The 16,483-nt window shown below is 56.3% G+C and carries 14 protein-coding genes and 1 pseudogene; 5 read left to right on the top strand and 10 right to left on the bottom strand.

Annotated features, from left to right (window positions below; all coding sequences use genetic code 11):
* The first annotated feature begins 160 nt into the window (after positions 1 to 160).
* A complete protein-coding gene (locus tag N3G78_10940) occupies positions 161 to 406 on the top strand; it encodes a GIY-YIG nuclease family protein (protein MCX8118436.1) in 246 nt (81 codons plus the stop codon).
* 124 nt (positions 407 to 530) lie between these two features.
* A complete protein-coding gene (locus tag N3G78_10935; GenBank protein ID MCX8118435.1) occupies positions 531 to 1,376 on the top strand; it encodes an aldo/keto reductase in 846 nt (281 codons plus the stop codon).
* A gap of 157 nt (positions 1,377 to 1,533) precedes the next feature.
* On the opposite strand, the gene N3G78_10930 is transcribed toward N3G78_10935, so the two are convergent.
* The 4 genes from N3G78_10930 to N3G78_10915 all read right to left on the bottom strand — a co-directional run bounded on the left by N3G78_10930 (position 1,534) and on the right by N3G78_10915 (position 6,217).
* Positions 1,534 to 2,025 (bottom strand): hypothetical protein, encoded by a 492-nt coding sequence (locus tag N3G78_10930; GenBank protein ID MCX8118434.1) that lies wholly within the window; start codon positions 2,023 to 2,025, stop codon positions 1,534 to 1,536.
* Positions 2,026 to 2,167: 142 nt separating this feature from the next.
* Entirely contained in the window at positions 2,168 to 3,064 is an 897-nt protein-coding gene (era, locus tag N3G78_10925) for a GTPase Era (GenBank protein ID MCX8118433.1), read from the bottom strand.
* An 89-nt stretch (positions 3,065 to 3,153) separates the two neighbouring features.
* Positions 3,154 to 5,487: an endopeptidase La gene (gene lon / locus N3G78_10920; protein ID MCX8118432.1), complete on the bottom strand. Its 2,334-nt coding sequence runs from the start codon at positions 5,485 to 5,487 to the stop codon at positions 3,154 to 3,156.
* A gap of 157 nt (positions 5,488 to 5,644) precedes the next feature.
* Positions 5,645 to 6,217, bottom strand: a complete 573-nt coding sequence (locus N3G78_10915; GenBank protein MCX8118431.1) for a TlpA family protein disulfide reductase — start codon at positions 6,215 to 6,217, stop codon at positions 5,645 to 5,647.
* 229 nt (positions 6,218 to 6,446) lie between these two features.
* Here N3G78_10915 and N3G78_10910 point away from each other — a divergent pair.
* A pseudogene (locus tag N3G78_10910) lies at positions 6,447 to 6,770 on the top strand (single-stranded DNA-binding protein).
* Positions 6,771 to 6,905: 135 nt separating this feature from the next.
* Here the strand turns inward: N3G78_10910 and rodA are convergent.
* From rodA to N3G78_10885, 5 genes are read right to left on the bottom strand one after another with little or no spacing between them, the layout of a single operon-like run.
* Positions 6,906 to 8,003: a rod shape-determining protein RodA gene (rodA, locus tag N3G78_10905; protein MCX8118430.1), complete on the bottom strand. Its 1,098-nt coding sequence runs from the start codon at positions 8,001 to 8,003 to the stop codon at positions 6,906 to 6,908.
* The gene (mrdA, locus tag N3G78_10900; protein ID MCX8118429.1) at positions 7,996 to 9,867 is read right to left on the bottom strand and encodes a penicillin-binding protein 2; all 1,872 of its coding nucleotides are present in this window, start codon (positions 9,865 to 9,867) and stop codon (positions 7,996 to 7,998) included. The genes rodA and mrdA overlap by 8 nt, the downstream gene beginning before the upstream one ends.
* A 3-nt stretch (positions 9,868 to 9,870) precedes the next feature.
* Positions 9,871 to 10,398, bottom strand: a complete 528-nt coding sequence (mreD, locus tag N3G78_10895; protein ID MCX8118428.1) for a rod shape-determining protein MreD — start codon at positions 10,396 to 10,398, stop codon at positions 9,871 to 9,873.
* 10 nt (positions 10,399 to 10,408) lie between these two features.
* On the bottom strand, positions 10,409 to 11,275 hold the full coding sequence (gene mreC, locus N3G78_10890) for a rod shape-determining protein MreC (GenBank protein ID MCX8118427.1): 867 nt from the start codon (positions 11,273 to 11,275) through the stop codon (positions 10,409 to 10,411).
* A gap of 18 nt (positions 11,276 to 11,293) precedes the next feature.
* Positions 11,294 to 12,331, bottom strand: a complete 1,038-nt coding sequence (locus N3G78_10885) for a rod shape-determining protein (protein ID MCX8118426.1) — start codon at positions 12,329 to 12,331, stop codon at positions 11,294 to 11,296.
* Positions 12,332 to 12,470: 139 nt separating this feature from the next.
* Between N3G78_10885 and N3G78_10880 the strand changes: the two genes are divergently transcribed.
* Both N3G78_10880 and N3G78_10875 read left to right on the top strand, forming a co-directional pair.
* A complete protein-coding gene (locus tag N3G78_10880) occupies positions 12,471 to 14,372 on the top strand; it encodes a SurA N-terminal domain-containing protein (protein MCX8118425.1) in 1,902 nt (633 codons plus the stop codon).
* An 82-nt stretch (positions 14,373 to 14,454) separates the two neighbouring features.
* Positions 14,455 to 15,435, top strand: coding sequence for an SDR family oxidoreductase (locus N3G78_10875; GenBank protein MCX8118424.1), 981 nt, complete (start codon positions 14,455 to 14,457; stop codon positions 15,433 to 15,435).
* Here the strand turns inward: N3G78_10875 and ruvB are convergent.
* A complete protein-coding gene (ruvB, locus tag N3G78_10870; GenBank protein MCX8118423.1) occupies positions 15,432 to 16,475 on the bottom strand; it encodes a Holliday junction branch migration DNA helicase RuvB in 1,044 nt (347 codons plus the stop codon). The genes N3G78_10875 and ruvB overlap by 4 nt on opposite strands.
* Between the last annotated feature and the right edge of the window lie 8 nt (positions 16,476 to 16,483).

Genomic DNA, 16,483 nt, shown 5'->3' with positions numbered 1-16,483 from the left:
CCAAACCCGCTCCCAAGCCATCCAAAGAGAAAAATACCTCAAATCCATCCCAGGAAGACTCGAACTGAAAAACAAAGGAATCCTCTAACCCCCCAGCTGGGAGAGCGGTCGAATCGACAGGTCGTGGGTTCGATCCCCATCAGCTCCACCATTCTCCCTTATGCCCTACTATGTCTATGTCCTCAAAAGCGAAGCCGACCACTCCTCCTACGTAGGCCACACCTCCAACCTCCAAAAAAGACTCCTCGAACATAACTCCGGAAAAAGCCCCTCCACCAGATTTAAACGCCCCTGGAAACTCCTCCATAAAGAAGAATTCCAAACCCGCTCCCAAGCCATCCAAAGAGAAAAATACCTCAAATCCATCCCAGGAAGACTCGAACTGAAAAACAAAGGGCTCCGGTGAAAAAAGTTTCGGGTCCCCTCTTCTGCCTGGCCAAGGACTTTTTATCTGAACCTTGCGAAGTATCGGTGCCTGCTTTAATATTTTTTCGATCGACCCATACCAAATTCAGGAGCATGGTATCCTGATGGAAAATAAAAAAGCCCTTCCCAAAAGACCTCTTGGAAATACAGGCGCCGATATCACCCTCTTGGGATTGGGTGGAGAAGGGATACTCAGGACGTACGGTGAAGAGAAGCGGGCGGTCGCCTTGATTCAGCGTGCCCTCGATCTTGGCATCACCTATTTTGAATCTGCCCGGGCTTACTCGGGAAGCGAGTCCTATTATGGCTTGGCCCTTGGAGAGAGGCGTCGGGAGATCTTCTTGGCCAGCAAATCCCACGAGCGGACCGCCGAGGGAGCCTTAAGACATTTGGAAACGACCCTTCAACGCATGAGGACCGATTTTCTCGACCTCTGGATGGTTCACGATGTTCGTACCTTTGGAGAAATTGAAGAAATCTTCTCCCCAACGGGAGCGATCAGAGCCTTTGAGGAGGCCAAGCGGCAGGGAATGGTCCGTTTTATAGGAATATCCGGCCACAAAAATCCCGATGTTCTTTCAAAAGCCCTCGATCGCTTTCCCTTCGACGCCGTCCTGATGCCTGTGAACCCGGCCGAACCCCACTACCGGTCCTTTCTCTCCGAGGTTCTCCCAAAGGCCCTGGGTAAGGGGATGGGGGTTCTCGGCATGAAGACCCTTTCCAGGGGGGTCAGCCTGAGGGTCTTCGGGGATGAAGCGGCTGAAACCTTCCTTCGGTTCGCCCTGACACAGCCGATCTCTTCCGCTGTGGTGGGGTGCGATAGCCTCGAGCAGTTGGAGACCAATGTACGCATTGCGCAATCTTTCCAGCCCATGGAAGACCCTGAGGAAGTCCTGCTGATCAACAGGGTCAGGGCCTATTGTCGCGAGATGATGTATTATAAATGGTAGAACGATGAGTCGGGGTGGGCGATTTGGAAAATACGGGGAACAGAAAAGGCTGAAGCGACTTCGCCAGAAGAGGGAGTCCGTTCCCTTCCCGAGGAGGCAGGGTGGTCCTCCGAAAAGAAGGACCGTCCAAGGGTGAGCAGGGATCCCACCTCTCGGGCTACAACGATTTCAGCATCTCTTCGGCCATCTCTCGAACCTCTGGATGGCTGGCGGTCATGGCCATAATATCCAGTTTGGATCGAAACCCCTGCCTCTCCGCCGCAGATCTTGTCTCGTAAAGGGTCCGCATGGTCCGTAGGACCTCGAGGACCTTCTCCGGATCGGTGTGATCCAAGAGGAGGGAGAGGGTACGCCAATCTTCGGGCAGTCCGTATTGATCTAAGTACGCCCGGGCGATTTCGCCGAACCGCTCGGTCCCGTAAGCCCGATCGAGTTCCTCTTGGGCCTTTTGGTATTCCCTCGTCCCCTTTTTCCCCATGAAGAGTTTATCCGCTTCCTTTCGGTACCTCTTCATCAACCATTCCGATCGTTTGGACCTCCGTCGGCCCTGGAGAGGCTCTTTCGGGGCATGGCGACTTCGATCTCTGATCCGATCGATCTCCCTCCACGATAGCCTTTCCTTCTCCTCTTCTTCAAAATCCGGTGCCATCCGATATGCCCCCATCTCGTTTGCAAAGGATGCCCTTAGGACCATCCTCTTGGGTTGCTTCATCAGGGGTGTTGGCGCAGAAGAGCCGCCAAACCGAACAGGGTTGTTCAAAGGCTAGACAATGGCAGGCCCTCATGATCCTCTACGGACCGAGATATCCCAATTCATCTAAGGAATGAGGGTCCCGTGTCCAATCCTTCACAACCTTCACCCATAACTCTAAAAAGACCCTTTTCCCCAAAAAGGCCTCGATCTCCTTCCTCGCCGCTTCCCCGATCTTTTTCAACCGCTGGCCGCCTTTCCCGATGAGGATCTTCCGTTGGGATTCTTTTTCAACATAGATTGTGCCCTGGATGACCACCAATCCTTTCTCGGGATGTTCCTTGAAAGATTCGATGGTCACTGCCGTGGCGTGAGGGATTTCTTGGTAGGTTTGGTGAATCACCTGTTCCCGAATCATTTCAGAGACGATGGCCCTCTCCGTCTGGTCGGTGAACATGTCCTCGGGATAGTAGGGAGGAGATTCAGGAAGGGCGTTCAGAATCTCCTTGACCAAAAGGTCTACCCCTTCTCCGGAAGCGGCAGAGACGGGGATGATCTTCTCAAAGGGATGGAGCTTCTGGTATTGATCCATCAAGGGCAGGAGGAGTTCCTTGCGAATGAGATCGATCTTGTTGATCACAAGGAAAGGGACCCCCTTGTTCTTCTTGAGCGAATCGAGCCGTTTCTGGTCTTCTTCAATCTGGGGAGACACCGCCTCGATCATAAAGAGGATGACGTCGGCATCCCGGCTTGAGGCCAGGGCCGTTTGGACCATCCTCCGGTTCAACTCCGTTCGGCCTTCGTGAAGCCCTGGGGTGTCGAGAAAGATGAGCTGCCCCCCCTCGACGTTCTTGATCCCGAGGATCCGATGGCGGGTCGTCTGGGGGGTCGGGGTGACGATCGCGACCTTCTCGCCTATGATTCGGTTGAACAGGGTGGACTTGCCGACGTTCGGCCTTCCTATGATGGAGATAAAACCCGCTTTGAAGGAGCCCATCGAGCCGATGATGAATCCTCAAGAAATCGAGGTGTCCCCTTCTTGTTTATCCCTGGATGGACATAGATTCGCGGTCTGAACCCTGTTCTTTAGGGAGGCAGGACCCGATCAAAGACTTCCTGGATGTGCTCGACCAGGACAAATTGGATCTCCTTTTTAACGTAATCCGGAATATCCTCAAGGTTTTTCTCGTTCTGCTTTGGAAGGATGATCGTCTTGACCCCGGCCCTTCGCCCGGCAAGGACCTTCTCTTTGATGCCACCGACAGGCAACACCCTTCCACTTAAGGTCACCTCTCCGGTCATGGCTACTTCCCGGGGGACGGGCTTTCCTTTCAGGAGGGAGAGGACCGCCGTGGCAATGGCAATCCCTGCGGATGGCCCGTCTTTGGGGGTCGCCCCTGAGGGGACGTGAATGTGGATATCCCATTCCTGATGGAAACCTTCCGGGATCTCAAGGGCAGAGGCATTGGCCCGCAGGTAGGAAAAGGCGGCCTGGGCCGATTCCTTCATTACCTCTCCCAAGGATCCGGTCAGCAGCAGTCCCTTATCCCCTTTCATCTTCGTGGTTTCGATGAAGAGGATATCCCCTCCGGTTTCGGTCCAGGCCAGGCCCGTGGCCACCCCAATTCGGTCCTCCTCCTGAGCGATCTCCCGGTGAAACTTTCGGGGCCCTAAAAGGCGTTCGATGGTCGGGGGATCGATCCTGTCCGTGGCCGGCCTGCCCATGGCCACCTCTTTGGCGACCTTTCTGCAAATGGTGGCGATCTCCCGTTCGAGGTTTCTTACACCAGATTCCCGGGTATACTCCCGGATGATCTTGCTCACGGCCTCGGGCGTAAAGGAGATGGGATAGTCTTTCAATCCGTTCTCCTCTTTTTGACGGGGGATGAGGAAACCGAGGGCGATCTTCTCCTTCTCTTCCTCCGTATACCCGGGGATGGAGATCACCTCCATCCGATCCAATAGGGCAGGGGGAATGGGATTGAGCGTGTTGGCGGTGGTAATGAAGAGGACGTGGGAGAGGTCGAAAGGCACATCGAGATAGTGATCGGTAAAGGCACAATTCTGTTCAGGATCGAGGGCTTCGAGAAGGGCTGAGGCCGGATCTCCACGCACATCTTGACCGATCTTGTCGATCTCGTCGAGCATGAAGACTGGATTGGAAGTCCCTGCCCTTTTGATCTCCTGGATGATCCTCCCCGGAAGGGCCCCTACATAGGTCCTCCGATGCCCCCGGATTTCGGCCTCATCCCTCACCCCTCCGAGGGAGATCCGGATGAACTTTCGCTCCAAAGAGCGGGCAATCGACCGGCCCAAGGAGGTCTTGCCAACGCCCGGTGGCCCCACAAAGCAGAGGATCGGGCCTTTCATGGGGTTCTTCAGCTTCTTGACCGCGAGGAACTCGAGGATTCGATCCTTCACCTTTTCGAGCCCATAATGATCCTCGTTCAGGATGGTCTCAGCCCGAGCGAGATCGAGGTTATCCTCCGTCCTCTTATCCCAGGGCATATGGATCAGATAGTCGAGGTAGGTCCGGGAGACCGTATATTCGGCCGAAATAGGATTCATCCGCTCCAGCCGATGGATCTCCTTGTAAGCAATCTCCATGACCTTCTCTGGCATCCCCGAAACTTGGACCTTGGCCCGAAGCTCCTGGATCTCGTTATGGTAGGGATCCTCCTCGGCCGTCTCCCGGGGGCCCCGGAGGGGGGGGCGGTGAAAAGCATCGCGCTGGGATTTTCCCGTCTCCTTGCAACCCGTTAGGAATAGGCGAGACGTCAGAGACTGCGGTGAATATTCCCGACAGAACAGATGGTAGGCCTTTTTCAAGCGTTCGATGGGGTCCACCGTCTCAAAGATTTCTTGTTGCTCCCGCAACCCGAAGGGCAGGGAGAGGGCAATCAAATCGGCCAGCCGGCCTGGGTGTTCGATCTGGTCGAGGGCTTTTAAGGCTTCGTCCGAGATCGGCCTGCCGAGGGTCAGGGAAAGTTTAAAGAGGGTCCCGATGCTGTGGACGAGGGGTTCTGCAAGGGGATTCTTCACCTCGGGATCTCTGACCTCCTTCGCATCCGCCCTGAAATAGGGCGTTTCGGGAAGGACGTTTTCGATCTGGATGCGGCTGACCCCTTCAAGAAAGACCTTCATCCCCCTCTCGGGCAACCTCACCAGTTGAAGGATCCGACAGGCCGTCCCAATGTTTAAAAGCTCTCTCGAGAGAGGCCCCCTGGAATGGTTGACCCTTGGATAGACACACCCGATGAAGCTGTTTTCCAGAACCGCCTGATTGAGGAGGTGGATGGCCTCTTCCGACTGAAAGAAGAGGGGGAGGACGACATTGGGGAAGATGACGGCGTCCCTGATCGGAATAAAAAAAAGTCGTTGAGGGATGGAACCGGTCTCGGTTTTGTTGAGATATCTCATCGGAAGACCCCATTCTCGCGGGTCGTCATCGGTCTCATCCGGTCACCTTCCTGAAACCCTAAGAAGGGGGTTTCGAATTCCGGGACTCAGAACGTGAGGGAAGAGTTTTTTTATCTATCCCCTCCGTTACAATCTTATATGAAACGGAAGAAATTTGTCAATGAAGCCCCAAGGCCTCTCGGATGGCCAATTGGGCTTCGGAGGAGTGCCACTCTCTCTGGCCGACGATCATCCCCTCCATCCAACCCTCCTGATTAATCAGATAGGCCGTGGGGATCATCCGAACGCCATAGGCCCTGGCGGTCTTCTCCTTCTGATCGAGGAGGACAGGCAGGGTGATCCGGTATTCCTTGACGATCGACCGGATCCTCCTCTCTTTCTCCCCATCGACGGCGATGGTGAGGATCTCCATCTGGAGATTCGATCTCCCCCCAAATTTTTCCAAAAGGGCGAGATCTTCTTTACAGGCTTGGCACCAGGATCCCCAGAAAAAGAGAAGGACCGGTTTACCTTTGTAGTCCTTCAAGGAGACCTCCTTCCCCTCCAGGGACTTCAAGGAGAAAGGGGGAGGCTCCTTCTTCAATCGGTGTATGCCGAAGTTTTCGCAAGGGTTGGTTTTGGAATTGGCTCGAGATAGCCCCTTGAACTCTTGAGGGGAGAAGAAAGGTAACACCAGGGCGCCCACGAGCAGCCATCTCCATCCCCTGCCCCAAAACCCTCTCCCTTTCATAGATAAAGGTTAAGATATTAAAAAAATGGCGTCAATATGAAACAGGGGGGCTTTCCGCCGACAACCAGGCCCCCTCAGGAGAGGGCCGAAACAGAAGGCCCGGGTGGAGAAAAAGAGCGCTTGAAAAGAGGGCTGAGAAATGGTAAGGTGAAACTCGTCCCTGTCTCGATCGTGCCGGTGAGGGCCGATGGAGGCGGGGCGAAAAGGGCCATTTGGGGGAGGTGGGATCATGGCCGGGGTGAACAAGGTCATCCTCGTGGGCAATTTAGGAGCCGATCCAGAGATCAAATTCCTTGGAAACGGAACTCAGGTCGCCAATTTTCGCATCGCAACGACCGAAAACCGGGTGAACCGCTCAGGAGAGAAGGTATCGGTGACGGAATGGCATCGGATCGTCGCCTTCGGCAAATTGGCCGAGATCTGCAGGCAATACCTCAGCAAAGGGAAACAGGTCTATATCGAAGGTCGGCTCAGAACCCGCACCTGGGAGGACAAGGACGGAAACCGGAGATACACCACCGAGATCATTGCCAACCAGATGCAGATGCTGGGACCGCCGGGGGCTCCGATGGAACCGGCGATTTCTGAGAGGGAATACGAGATCGATCCGGATGAGGCTCCGCCCCCTGATGACGATGTCCCCTTCTGACCCTCGGGCCCTTTCGAGGGCCGCCTCTCCTCAAAGGATTTAGAACAGGTACCTTCGGATGTTCACGTTTTGAAGCAGGCCTATGCCCATCAGGGTGGACAGTAGAAAAGATCCTCCATAGCTGAAAAGAGGAAGGGGGATTCCCACGACGGGGAGCAACCCCAGGACCATGGCGATGTTGATGAAGGTATGCCAAAAGATCATGGCCACCACCCCGAACGAAAGGATCGCCCCGAACCGGTCTTTCGAATTCTCGGCGATCTGTAAACCCTTGAGGATCAGCAAGAGATAAAGCCCCAACAAGACCGCACAGCCGACCAGCCCCCATTCCTCCCCAAAAGCGGAAAAGATGAAATCGGTGTGTTGCTCCGGAAGGAACCCCAATTTGCATTGGGTGCCCTTCATAAACCCTTTTCCGAAGAAGCCCCCTGATCCGATGGCAATCCTCGACTGGATGAGGTGGTAGCCCGTTCCGAGGGGATCGAGGTCCGGGTTGAGAAACGTGATGATCCGCTGCTTCTGATAGTCCTTCAACAATCTCCAGGCGATGGGGACCAGGAAGAGGCCGGTGCCCGCCAGGGTTGCGAGCACGCTCCACCGGACCCGGGCATAGACCAAAATGGAGAGAAAGACGAGCAGAAGGAGGATGGCTGTCCCGAGGTCGGGCTGCTTCAGGATAAGCCCCATCGGAACCAAGAAGAGCAACAGGGGAAGACCAATCTGCTTCAGGGAAAACCCCTCACGGCCGGGGTATCTCTGGAAATACTTGGCCAGGGCCAGGATGAGGGAGATCTTGACGAACTCGGAGGGCTGAAAGGTCAGGGGACCGAGCCTGATCCATCGTTGGGCACCGGAGGTGATGATGCCAAAGGCCAGAACGACAACGAGCAGGACGACGGCCACGCCGTGCAGGAGGTAGGCAAAATCGGTATAATGGCGGTATTCGAAAAAGGTGATGGCCAGCATGATTCCCAGCCCGAAACCGAGCCAGAGGATCTGTTTGAAATAGAGAGGCATGCCGGTGGTCTCCTCGTGCGCGGTGGCGCTGTATAGATTCAAGATCCCCATCGCCGAGATGAGCAGGACGATCCCCAACAGCCCCCAATCGAAATGGATGAGAAAACGCCGGTCAATCATGGACGGGTTCCACAGCCCTCTCTTCCCCCTGGGGGGGTGGCCCGACATCGAGGCCGAAATACTTGGCGATCACCCTCTTGGCAATCGGAGCGGCCGCCGCCCCTCCATATCCCCCATGCTCGACCAGGACCGCCACCGCAATCTTTGGATCTTCGAAGGGGGCGTAGGCCACAAACCAGGCATGATCCCTCAATTTGAGCGGCATCCGGTTCATGTCCCCTTTCTTAAAATCGGCCGCCATGCGCACGACCTGGGCCGTCCCTGTCTTCCCCGCTACCTTCACCTGTTTCAGGGCCGCCGCCCCACCGGTGCATCCCGGTTCGTTGACCGCTCCCCACAACGCCTCCTGAATGATGCGGAGCGTCGTCTCGGAGATCTCTGCCTTTCCGATCTCCAATGGAGGGTAGGCTTTAACCACTTCACCATAGATGTTTTCCACCCTCTCGACCACCTGGGGGAGATAGAGCCTCCCTCCGTTGGCAACCGCTGAGATGAGGGTTGCCAGTTGCAATGGGGTGGTATTCATATACCCCTGTCCCACGGCGACGGAGAGGGTTTCGCCGCTATACCAGGGCACTCCGAAACGCCTCTTCTTCCATGAGGTGGTGGGAACCGTCCCTGGCTTTTCGTGGGGGAGGGCGATGCCGGTCTTTCTTCCCAGGCCGAGTTGAGCGGCGTAATGGGCAATCGCATCCACCCCCACCTTCAACCCCACCTGATAGAAATAGACATCGCACGATTGGACCAAGGCTTGATGGAGATTGAGCGTCCCGTGCCCCTTCTCCTTCCAGCAGCGAAAGTCCCTGTTCCCGTACGGGAAGGCCCCCGTGCAGGTGATCTGGGTCTGGGGAGTGATGGCGCCCGTCTCCAATCCCGCAATCGCCGTGACGATCTTGAGGACCGAACCGGGAGGGTATTGCCCCTGAATGGTCTTGTTCCGAAGGGGATGAAAGGGATGTTCGATCAATTCCTTCCATTCTTCAGGGGAGATCCCTCTTGCGAAGATCGACGGATCGAAGGCAGGTCTGCTCACCATGGCGAGGATGCGGCCGCTCTTGGGGTCCATGGCGACGAGGGCACCTGCCTTTTCCTGAAAAGCCTCTTCGGCCACCTTCTGAAGGCCAAAATCGATGGTGAGAACGATGTTGTGGCCGGGGAAGGGTTCCACGCTCCGGAGGTGCCTGATCTCCCTTCCCAGGGCGTCCACCTCGATCTGCCTCCCACCGTCCACCCCCTTGAGATAGGCCTCCCAGCCATATTCGACCCCGTATTTTCCTATCATCGACCCCAATCGATAGGGCTGGCCCCTCTTGTGATTCAACTCATTCTCGTCCACCTCTCCGATATAGCCCAACAGGTGAGCGGCGAAAGGGCCATAATGGTAGGCCCGGATGGGCCTCACATCGACGAGGATCCCGGGGAGGTGGACCCGATTTGTCTCAAGGAGCACCAGTTTTTGCCAGTCGATATCCGATTTCACCTTGACCGGTCTGAAGGGGGGCTGTCGTTTCGAAAGTTTCATCTTCTCCCGCAACTCCTCCTGGGGGATTTGGAGGACCTCCCCGACCTTCTCCAGGACGTCCGGATTCGCCCGGATATCCTCCGGGATGAGAAAGACATCGAAGGAGGGCCGATTATGGGCCAAGACATGGCCATGGCGGTCCATGAGCATCCCCCGATCGGCCACCACCTCACGAATTCGAATCCGATTGTTCTCCGAGAGCTGACGGAATTCAGCTCCTCGGATCACTTGAAGATACCAGAGATAGATAAAAAGCAGGAGGAAGGAACCGGCCACAACGAATCGGAGATAGCGCCCCTTCTGCTGGAAAACCTCCATCCTCTGGGTGTCCAGTTCCACCATCCCCTACCCCTTCCCCCCCCCGGCTCTGGAAAGAAGAGCCGAACGAAAGAGGATTCCTCTCTCCCCAAGGAGTGAAAATAGAAAGGGAGCCAAAAGGGCGGAGGAGAAACATTGGGGGAGAAACATCGTCAAAAACGGCCGAAGAAAATGGGTTGAGGCCTCGGGGAGAAAGGCCTTGAGAAGCAGAAGGATCAGAAATCCTTCGAAGATGCAAACCAGGAGGACGAAGACAAACCGCCCCGGATAATGTTCAAGATAGAGGTGTCTCTTAAAAAATTGGATCCCGAGAAAGAGGAAAAGTCTGGTGACGGTGAAGAGTCCCAAGGTATTCCCCGAATAGAGGTCCAGCAGATAACCCAAGAAGAGGGCCAAGATCCCTCCGGAGGCAAGGGGGAAGGTGAGCCCCACGTAGAGCGTCAACAGAAGCATCATATCGGGCCGGACCCATCGAAGGTGAGGCAGGGTCAACCAGGAGGCCTGGAGCGTGATCAACAGAAGCCCTAAAAAGACGGAGATGAAGAAGCGTTTCATGTCGTGGGATCTATCGGGCCTTCTTCCCTTTCCTCGGCTTCTCCTCAATCGGAGGAGAGGGGTCTTGAACGACCAGGACCTCCTCCAGTTTTGAGAAATCTACGCTGGGGACGAGTTCGGCATATTGGAAGATGCCGTGGCCCCTTTTATCGACCTTGCACACCTCGCCGATCATCATCCCCTTGGGAAAATTTCCAGCCAACCCGGAGGTGACGACTCGGTCGCCGACCACCACATCTTCGGTCCGAAGCAGATACCTCAACTGGCACCGGTTCTCCCCGCCCCCTCCCACGATGGCTTTTGCCCTGGTCCGCTGGACCATCGAATCGACCGCACTGTTATAGTCGGTGATGAGGAGAACAACGGCATAGGAGGGACCCACCTTTAGGACCTGGCCCACCACTCCTTCCGGCGAGATAACGGCCATCCCCTTCCGAATCCCCTCCTTCTCCCCTTTATTGATCGTGAGGCTTTTGAACCACGTGGTAGGATCCCGACCGACGATCTCCGCCGCGACGACGGTCGCAGAAAGGGTCTCCCGAAACTGAAGCAGTCTCTTGAGGCGATCGAGGGAGAGGATCATCTCCCTCATCTGATCATTCTCTCTTTGCAGATCGGCCAACCTCTTTTTCAGCGCTTCGTTTTCCTTCCGAACATCGACCAGAAAGAGATATCCTTCCCAAAGGCCCTGGAGCTTTTTAAAGACCAAGGTGGCCCCTTTCTGGAGGGGGGCGCTGACCTCCAGGAGGAGTCCATCGACAAAGGCTATCCCTTGATGGCCTTTCATTCTCAGGGTGACCAGGATCAACGCGAGGAGGAGAAGGGAAAGGAGGGAGGGCAGGATAGACCTTCGAGAGAGGAAATCTCGGATCCTCATCGACCTCTGGGATGAGCTTCAGTACTGGAATGTAACGCTGCGAAGGAGATGCTCGTTGTCGAGGACCTTGCCAGCCCCCAACACGATCGCCGAAAGGGGGTCATCCGGAATCGTGATGGGAAGCCCCGTCACCTCGCGAAGCAGGACGTCCAGGTTCCTTAAAAGCGCTCCGCCGCCCACCAGGACGATTCCCTTGTCGGCGATATCCGCGGCCAGCTCCGGGGGCGTCTCCTCGAGGGTGACCCGTACGGTATCGATGATCATGTTGATCGATTCGGCCAAGGCTTCTCGAACCTCTTCGCTGTTGACCTCGAGGGTCTTTGGAATCCCAGTCACCAGATCTCTCCCTTTGACCTCGATCGTCTCGGGATTCTCTTCCGGATAGGCCGTCCCCACACTGATCTTGATCATCTCGGCGGTGCGCTCGCCGATGAGGAGATTATACTTTCTTTTCACGTACTGGACGATCGCCTCGTCCATCTTGTCTCCGGCCACCCGGATCGATTGGCTCGTGACGATTCCGGAAAGGGAGATCACCGCCACCTCGGTGGTTCCCCCTCCGATATCGACGATCATGTTCCCAGAGGCCTCTGTGATAGGAAGGCCGGCCCCGATCGCCCCGGCCATGGGTTCTTCGATCAGGTAGATCTCCCTGGCGCCTGCCGACTGGGCCGACTCCCTGACCGCCCGCTTCTCTACCGGGGTGATGCCCGAAGGGACGGAGATGACGACCCGAGGCCGGATCCAGGCCTTCCGGTTGTGGACCTTGGCGATGAAATATTTGAGCATCTCACCGGTGACTTCGAAATCGGCGATCACGCCATCCTTCATCGGCCGGATGGCATAGATCGTCCCCGGCGTCCGGCCCAGCATCTCCTTGGCCTCCCGGCCGACGGCCAGGATCCGCTTGTCCCCCCTCGAATCCCTCTGAATGGCCACCACCGAGGGCTCCGAGGCAACGATTCCCTTCCCTTTAACATAGACCACGGTATTGGCCGTCCCGAGATCGATGGCCAGATCCGTGGAAAAAAGACCCAGTAGCGAATTAAAAACCATCTCCTTCTCCTCGACACGCTGGTCTATCTTAACAAATCCCTCTCGGCGATTCAAGGAGATTTCCCGCCTCGGGAAACCCTCTCCCCTTGTCTTTTCAGGGCGGATTGATTAATATTCCAACGTTGAAAGGAGCGCTCGGATGTTGACGATCCTTAGAAAACATGCCACCTCCTGGATGCTCAGGGGGCTTCTGCTCTTGGTGGCCGTCACCTTCATCTCCTGGGGGGGGTACTCCTTTTTCCGTGAAAAGAAGTACGATTACGTCGCCAAAGTGAACCAGACCCCCATCCCCCTCCGAGAGTATCAGGAGGCGTTCCAAGAGGTGTGGAACCGCTACCGGTCCGCCATGGGACCGGCCTTTAACGAAAAGATGGCCGAAGCGTTGCGCCTTAGAGAAATGGTCCTGGAGGAGCTCATCTCCAGGGTTTTGATTCTTGAGGAGGGGAAACGGCTGGGGCTAAACGTCTCGGATGGAGAGCTTCGAATGGCCATCGAGGCGATCCCGACCTTCCATGTCAACGGTCAATTCGACGCTCGCCTCTATGAGAGGTTCCTGAAAGCCAATCGGATGACGCCAGAGGCCTTCGAGGAGAGACAGAGGGAGAACCTTCTCTATTCGAAGGTGGTCCACCTCATCCGGCTCAATGGCGAAAAGGTTTCAGAGGAAGAGCTCCTGGAGACCTACCTGTTCGAAAACGAAAAGGTGAATCTCCTCTTCGTGAAGATCGCTCCGGAGAGCCTCCGACCTCAGGTGACCGTCAACGAGGTGGAGGTCAAGGACTATTTTCAGAAGAACCAGGAGGAGTTTAGAATTCCGACCTATCTCCAGGTCCAATACCTCGCCTTTCGTCCCTCCGATTATGAGGGGAGGGTCCAGGTCTCTCCCGAGGAAATCCAGCGCTACTACGAGCAGCGCAAGGAAGGCTTCAAGATCCCGAAGCAGGTAAAGGCCCGGGAGATCCTCATCCGGGTGGAGCCCCAATCTCCTCCCGATAGGGTCGAACAGAAGAAAAAAAAGGCAGAGGAGATCCTCGAACTCGCCAAGAAGAGAAAGGACTTCGCCTCCCTGGCCAGAGACCATTCCGAAGCGGAAACCGCCTCCCGGGGAGGAGATCTGGGATGGGTTCAGAGGGGAAGCCTCGAGGAGCCTCTCGAAAAGGCCCTCTTCTCTCTCAAGGCAGGGGAGGTCAGCCCCCTCCTGAAGGGAGGGGATGGATTCCGGATCTTCAAGGCCGAGGAGGTGAAAGAGGAGAGGCAGAGATCCCTTGAGGAAGTCAAAGACCAGATCCTGCAGATCCTCAAACGAGAAAAGGCCAAGGCGGAGGCCTCTCGAAGAGCCGATGAGGCCTTCTACTCCCTTTTCAGAAGCCGAGATCTGGAGAAATATGCCCGAGAAAACGGGGTCCCTCTGAAGACAACCGGTTTCTTCAAAGAGGGGGAGGAGATCCCCGAGATCGGAAACCACCCCGCCTTTCACGCCAGTGCCTTCTCCCTGAAGCTGGGGGAGATCTCTCCGGTTGTGACCCTTCCGCCCAACTTTTATCTCCTGAAGCTCGTGGACCGTAAGGAGTCGAGGATCCCCTCTCTCGAGGAGGTTAAGGAGCAGGTCCTCCAGAAGGTCCTCACCAAGAAAATGGATGAAAAGGCTCGTGACCTGGCCCAAGAGATCCTCAATCAATTGAAAGCCGGCCAGGAGATGAGCCGGCTCGCTGCCGATAAGGGGTTGAAGATCGAGGAGACCGGACCCTTCCAGCGGGCTGCCGGGGTCATCCCGAAGATTGGCCCGGTGGGAGAATGGGGATCCCACCTCGCCTCCCTCACGGAGAGAAAACCTTTTCCTGAGGCGCCCCTCAAAACAAAAGAGGGTTACTTCGTGGTGAGGCTTCTCAGCTCCGAACCGGCTGATCCAGGCAAATTTGAATCGGTCAAAAAGGGGCTCGAAAGGAGGTTGATCTATCAAAAGCAGGAGGAATTTTTCAAAAACTGGCTTCAACATCTCCGAACCCGGGCGAAGATCGAGATCAACAAAGATCTGCTCTGAGCCGGGTTTGGTAATCCTCCTCGGAGTCTTCCTTCGCGGTTCGGCCTTCGGGCATCTGCCGTGAAAGGGGAAAACGGGTTCTATGAGAAGCGCGACTTTCCCCCGGATCCTGGTGACCGGGGGAGCTGGATTCCTCGGCTCCCATCTCTGTGAACGCCTTCTGAGGGAGGGACACGACGTCCTCTGTGTCGATAACTTCTATACAGGGACCAAGAGGAATATCGTGCACCTCCTCGATCACCCCTACTTCGAACTGCTTCGCCATGACATCACCTTTCCCCTCTACGTGGAGGTAGATCAGATCTACAATCTGGCCTGTCCCGCCTCGCCCATCCACTATCAATACGATCCGGTTCAGACGACCAAGGTCAACGTCCATGGGTCGATCAACATGCTCGGCCTGGCCAAACGGCTGAAGGCCAAAATCCTTCAGGCCTCCACCTCCGAAGTCTACGGCGATCCCACAGTCCATCCCCAGCCCGAGGATTACTGGGGCAATGTCAACTGCATCGGCCCCCGATCCTGCTACGACGAGGGCAAGCGGTGCGCCGAAACGCTCTTCTTCGATTATCACCGACAGCATCGCCTTAAGATCAAGGTGGCCCGAATCTTCAATACCTACGGGCCCCGCATGCATCCGGACGACGGCAGGGTCATCTCCAACTTCATCCTTCAGGCCCTTCGGAACGACCCGATCACCATCTATGGGGACGGGTCCCAGACCCGTTCCTTCTGCTATGTGGACGACATGATCGAGGGGCTGATCCGGTTGATGGAGACGCCGGACGATTTCACCGGCCCGGTCAATCTCGGAAACCCCGAGGAGGTCTCCATCCTCGAACTGGCGGAGAAGATCATCTCTTTGACGGGCTCGAAATCGAAGATGGTCTTCAAGCCTCTCCCGCCGGACGATCCGAAACAGCGTCGACCTCTCATCGATCTGGCCAAGGAGAAACTGGGCTGGGCCCCCCAAGTCCCCCTCGAGGAAGGCCTGAAGAGGACGATCGCCTATTTTGAAGAGCAGCTCCGGAAGGAGGGGGCCAAAAAAGGGGTCTGGGTTTAGGGCCGTTTCCGCGTGGGGAAGGAGAGTTGCCTGCCGGATTCGGGCGAGGGGAGTCCGAAATGTTCGTAGGCCAGTTCGGTGGCCTTCCTTCCGTTCTGTGTCCGGGTGAGAAAACCGATCTTCAGTAGAAAAGGCTCCACCATATCGACCAGCGTATCGGCCTCCTCTTGAAGGGTAGCGGCGATCGCCTCGAGCCCCACCGGTCCCCCTTTGTAATAGCGGATGATCGTTTCGAGGAACCTTCGGTCGAGGCTGGTGAGGCCCACCTCGTCTACGCCCTCGAGGCGGAGCGCCTCATCGGCGATCTCCTTGGTAATCTTGCCCTCCCCTCGGATCTCGGCATAGTCCCTGACCCGCTTGAGCAGGCGATTCGAAATCCTAGGAGTGCCTCTCGAACGCCTCGCAATCTCCTCGGTCCCCCCCTCATCGATAGGAACCCCCAAAAGGGCGGCCGATCGTTTGACGATCTGGCTCAACTCCTCGACCGTGTAAAAATCGAGGTTCCTCAAGATCCCGAACCGTTCTCGGAGGGGCGCCGATAGAAGCCCGGCCCTAGTCGTGGCGCCCACGAGGGTGAACCGTTCGAGCCGGTACCGATGGCTTCGGGCATGGGCCCCTTTATCAAAGATGAAATCGATGCAGAACTCCTCCATGGCCGGGTAGAGGAACTCCTCTACGACCTTAGGAAGGCGGTGGATCTCGTCGATGAAGAGGACGTCCCCTTTCTCCAGATGGGTGAGGATGCTGATGAGGTCTCCTCCTTTTTCGATGGCGGGGCCTGAGGAGGTGACGATCTGGACGCCCATCTCTGTGGCGATGATATGGGCAAGGGTCGTCTTTCCCAGGCCAGGAGGGGCGTGAAACAGGACGTGATCGAGTGGCTCGCCCCTTCGCTTGGCTGCCTCGATGGCGATCTCCAAGGTCTCGACCACCTGCTTCTGGCCGATGTATTCGGAAAGCCTTCTGGGCCGGAGGTCTTTGAAATCTTCCTCCCTCTCGACCGCGGAATTCGCTTTGGCCTCCTTCTCGACCTTCTTCATCCTCCCCG

This window comes from Thermodesulfobacteriota bacterium (assembly GCA_026415035.1).
In the GTDB taxonomy this organism is placed as follows: Bacteria; Desulfobacterota; BSN033; order BSN033; family UBA1163; genus RBG-16-49-23.
The sequence above is the reverse complement of the archived record's forward strand: the minus strand, read 5'-3'. Positions and strand labels throughout refer to the sequence as shown.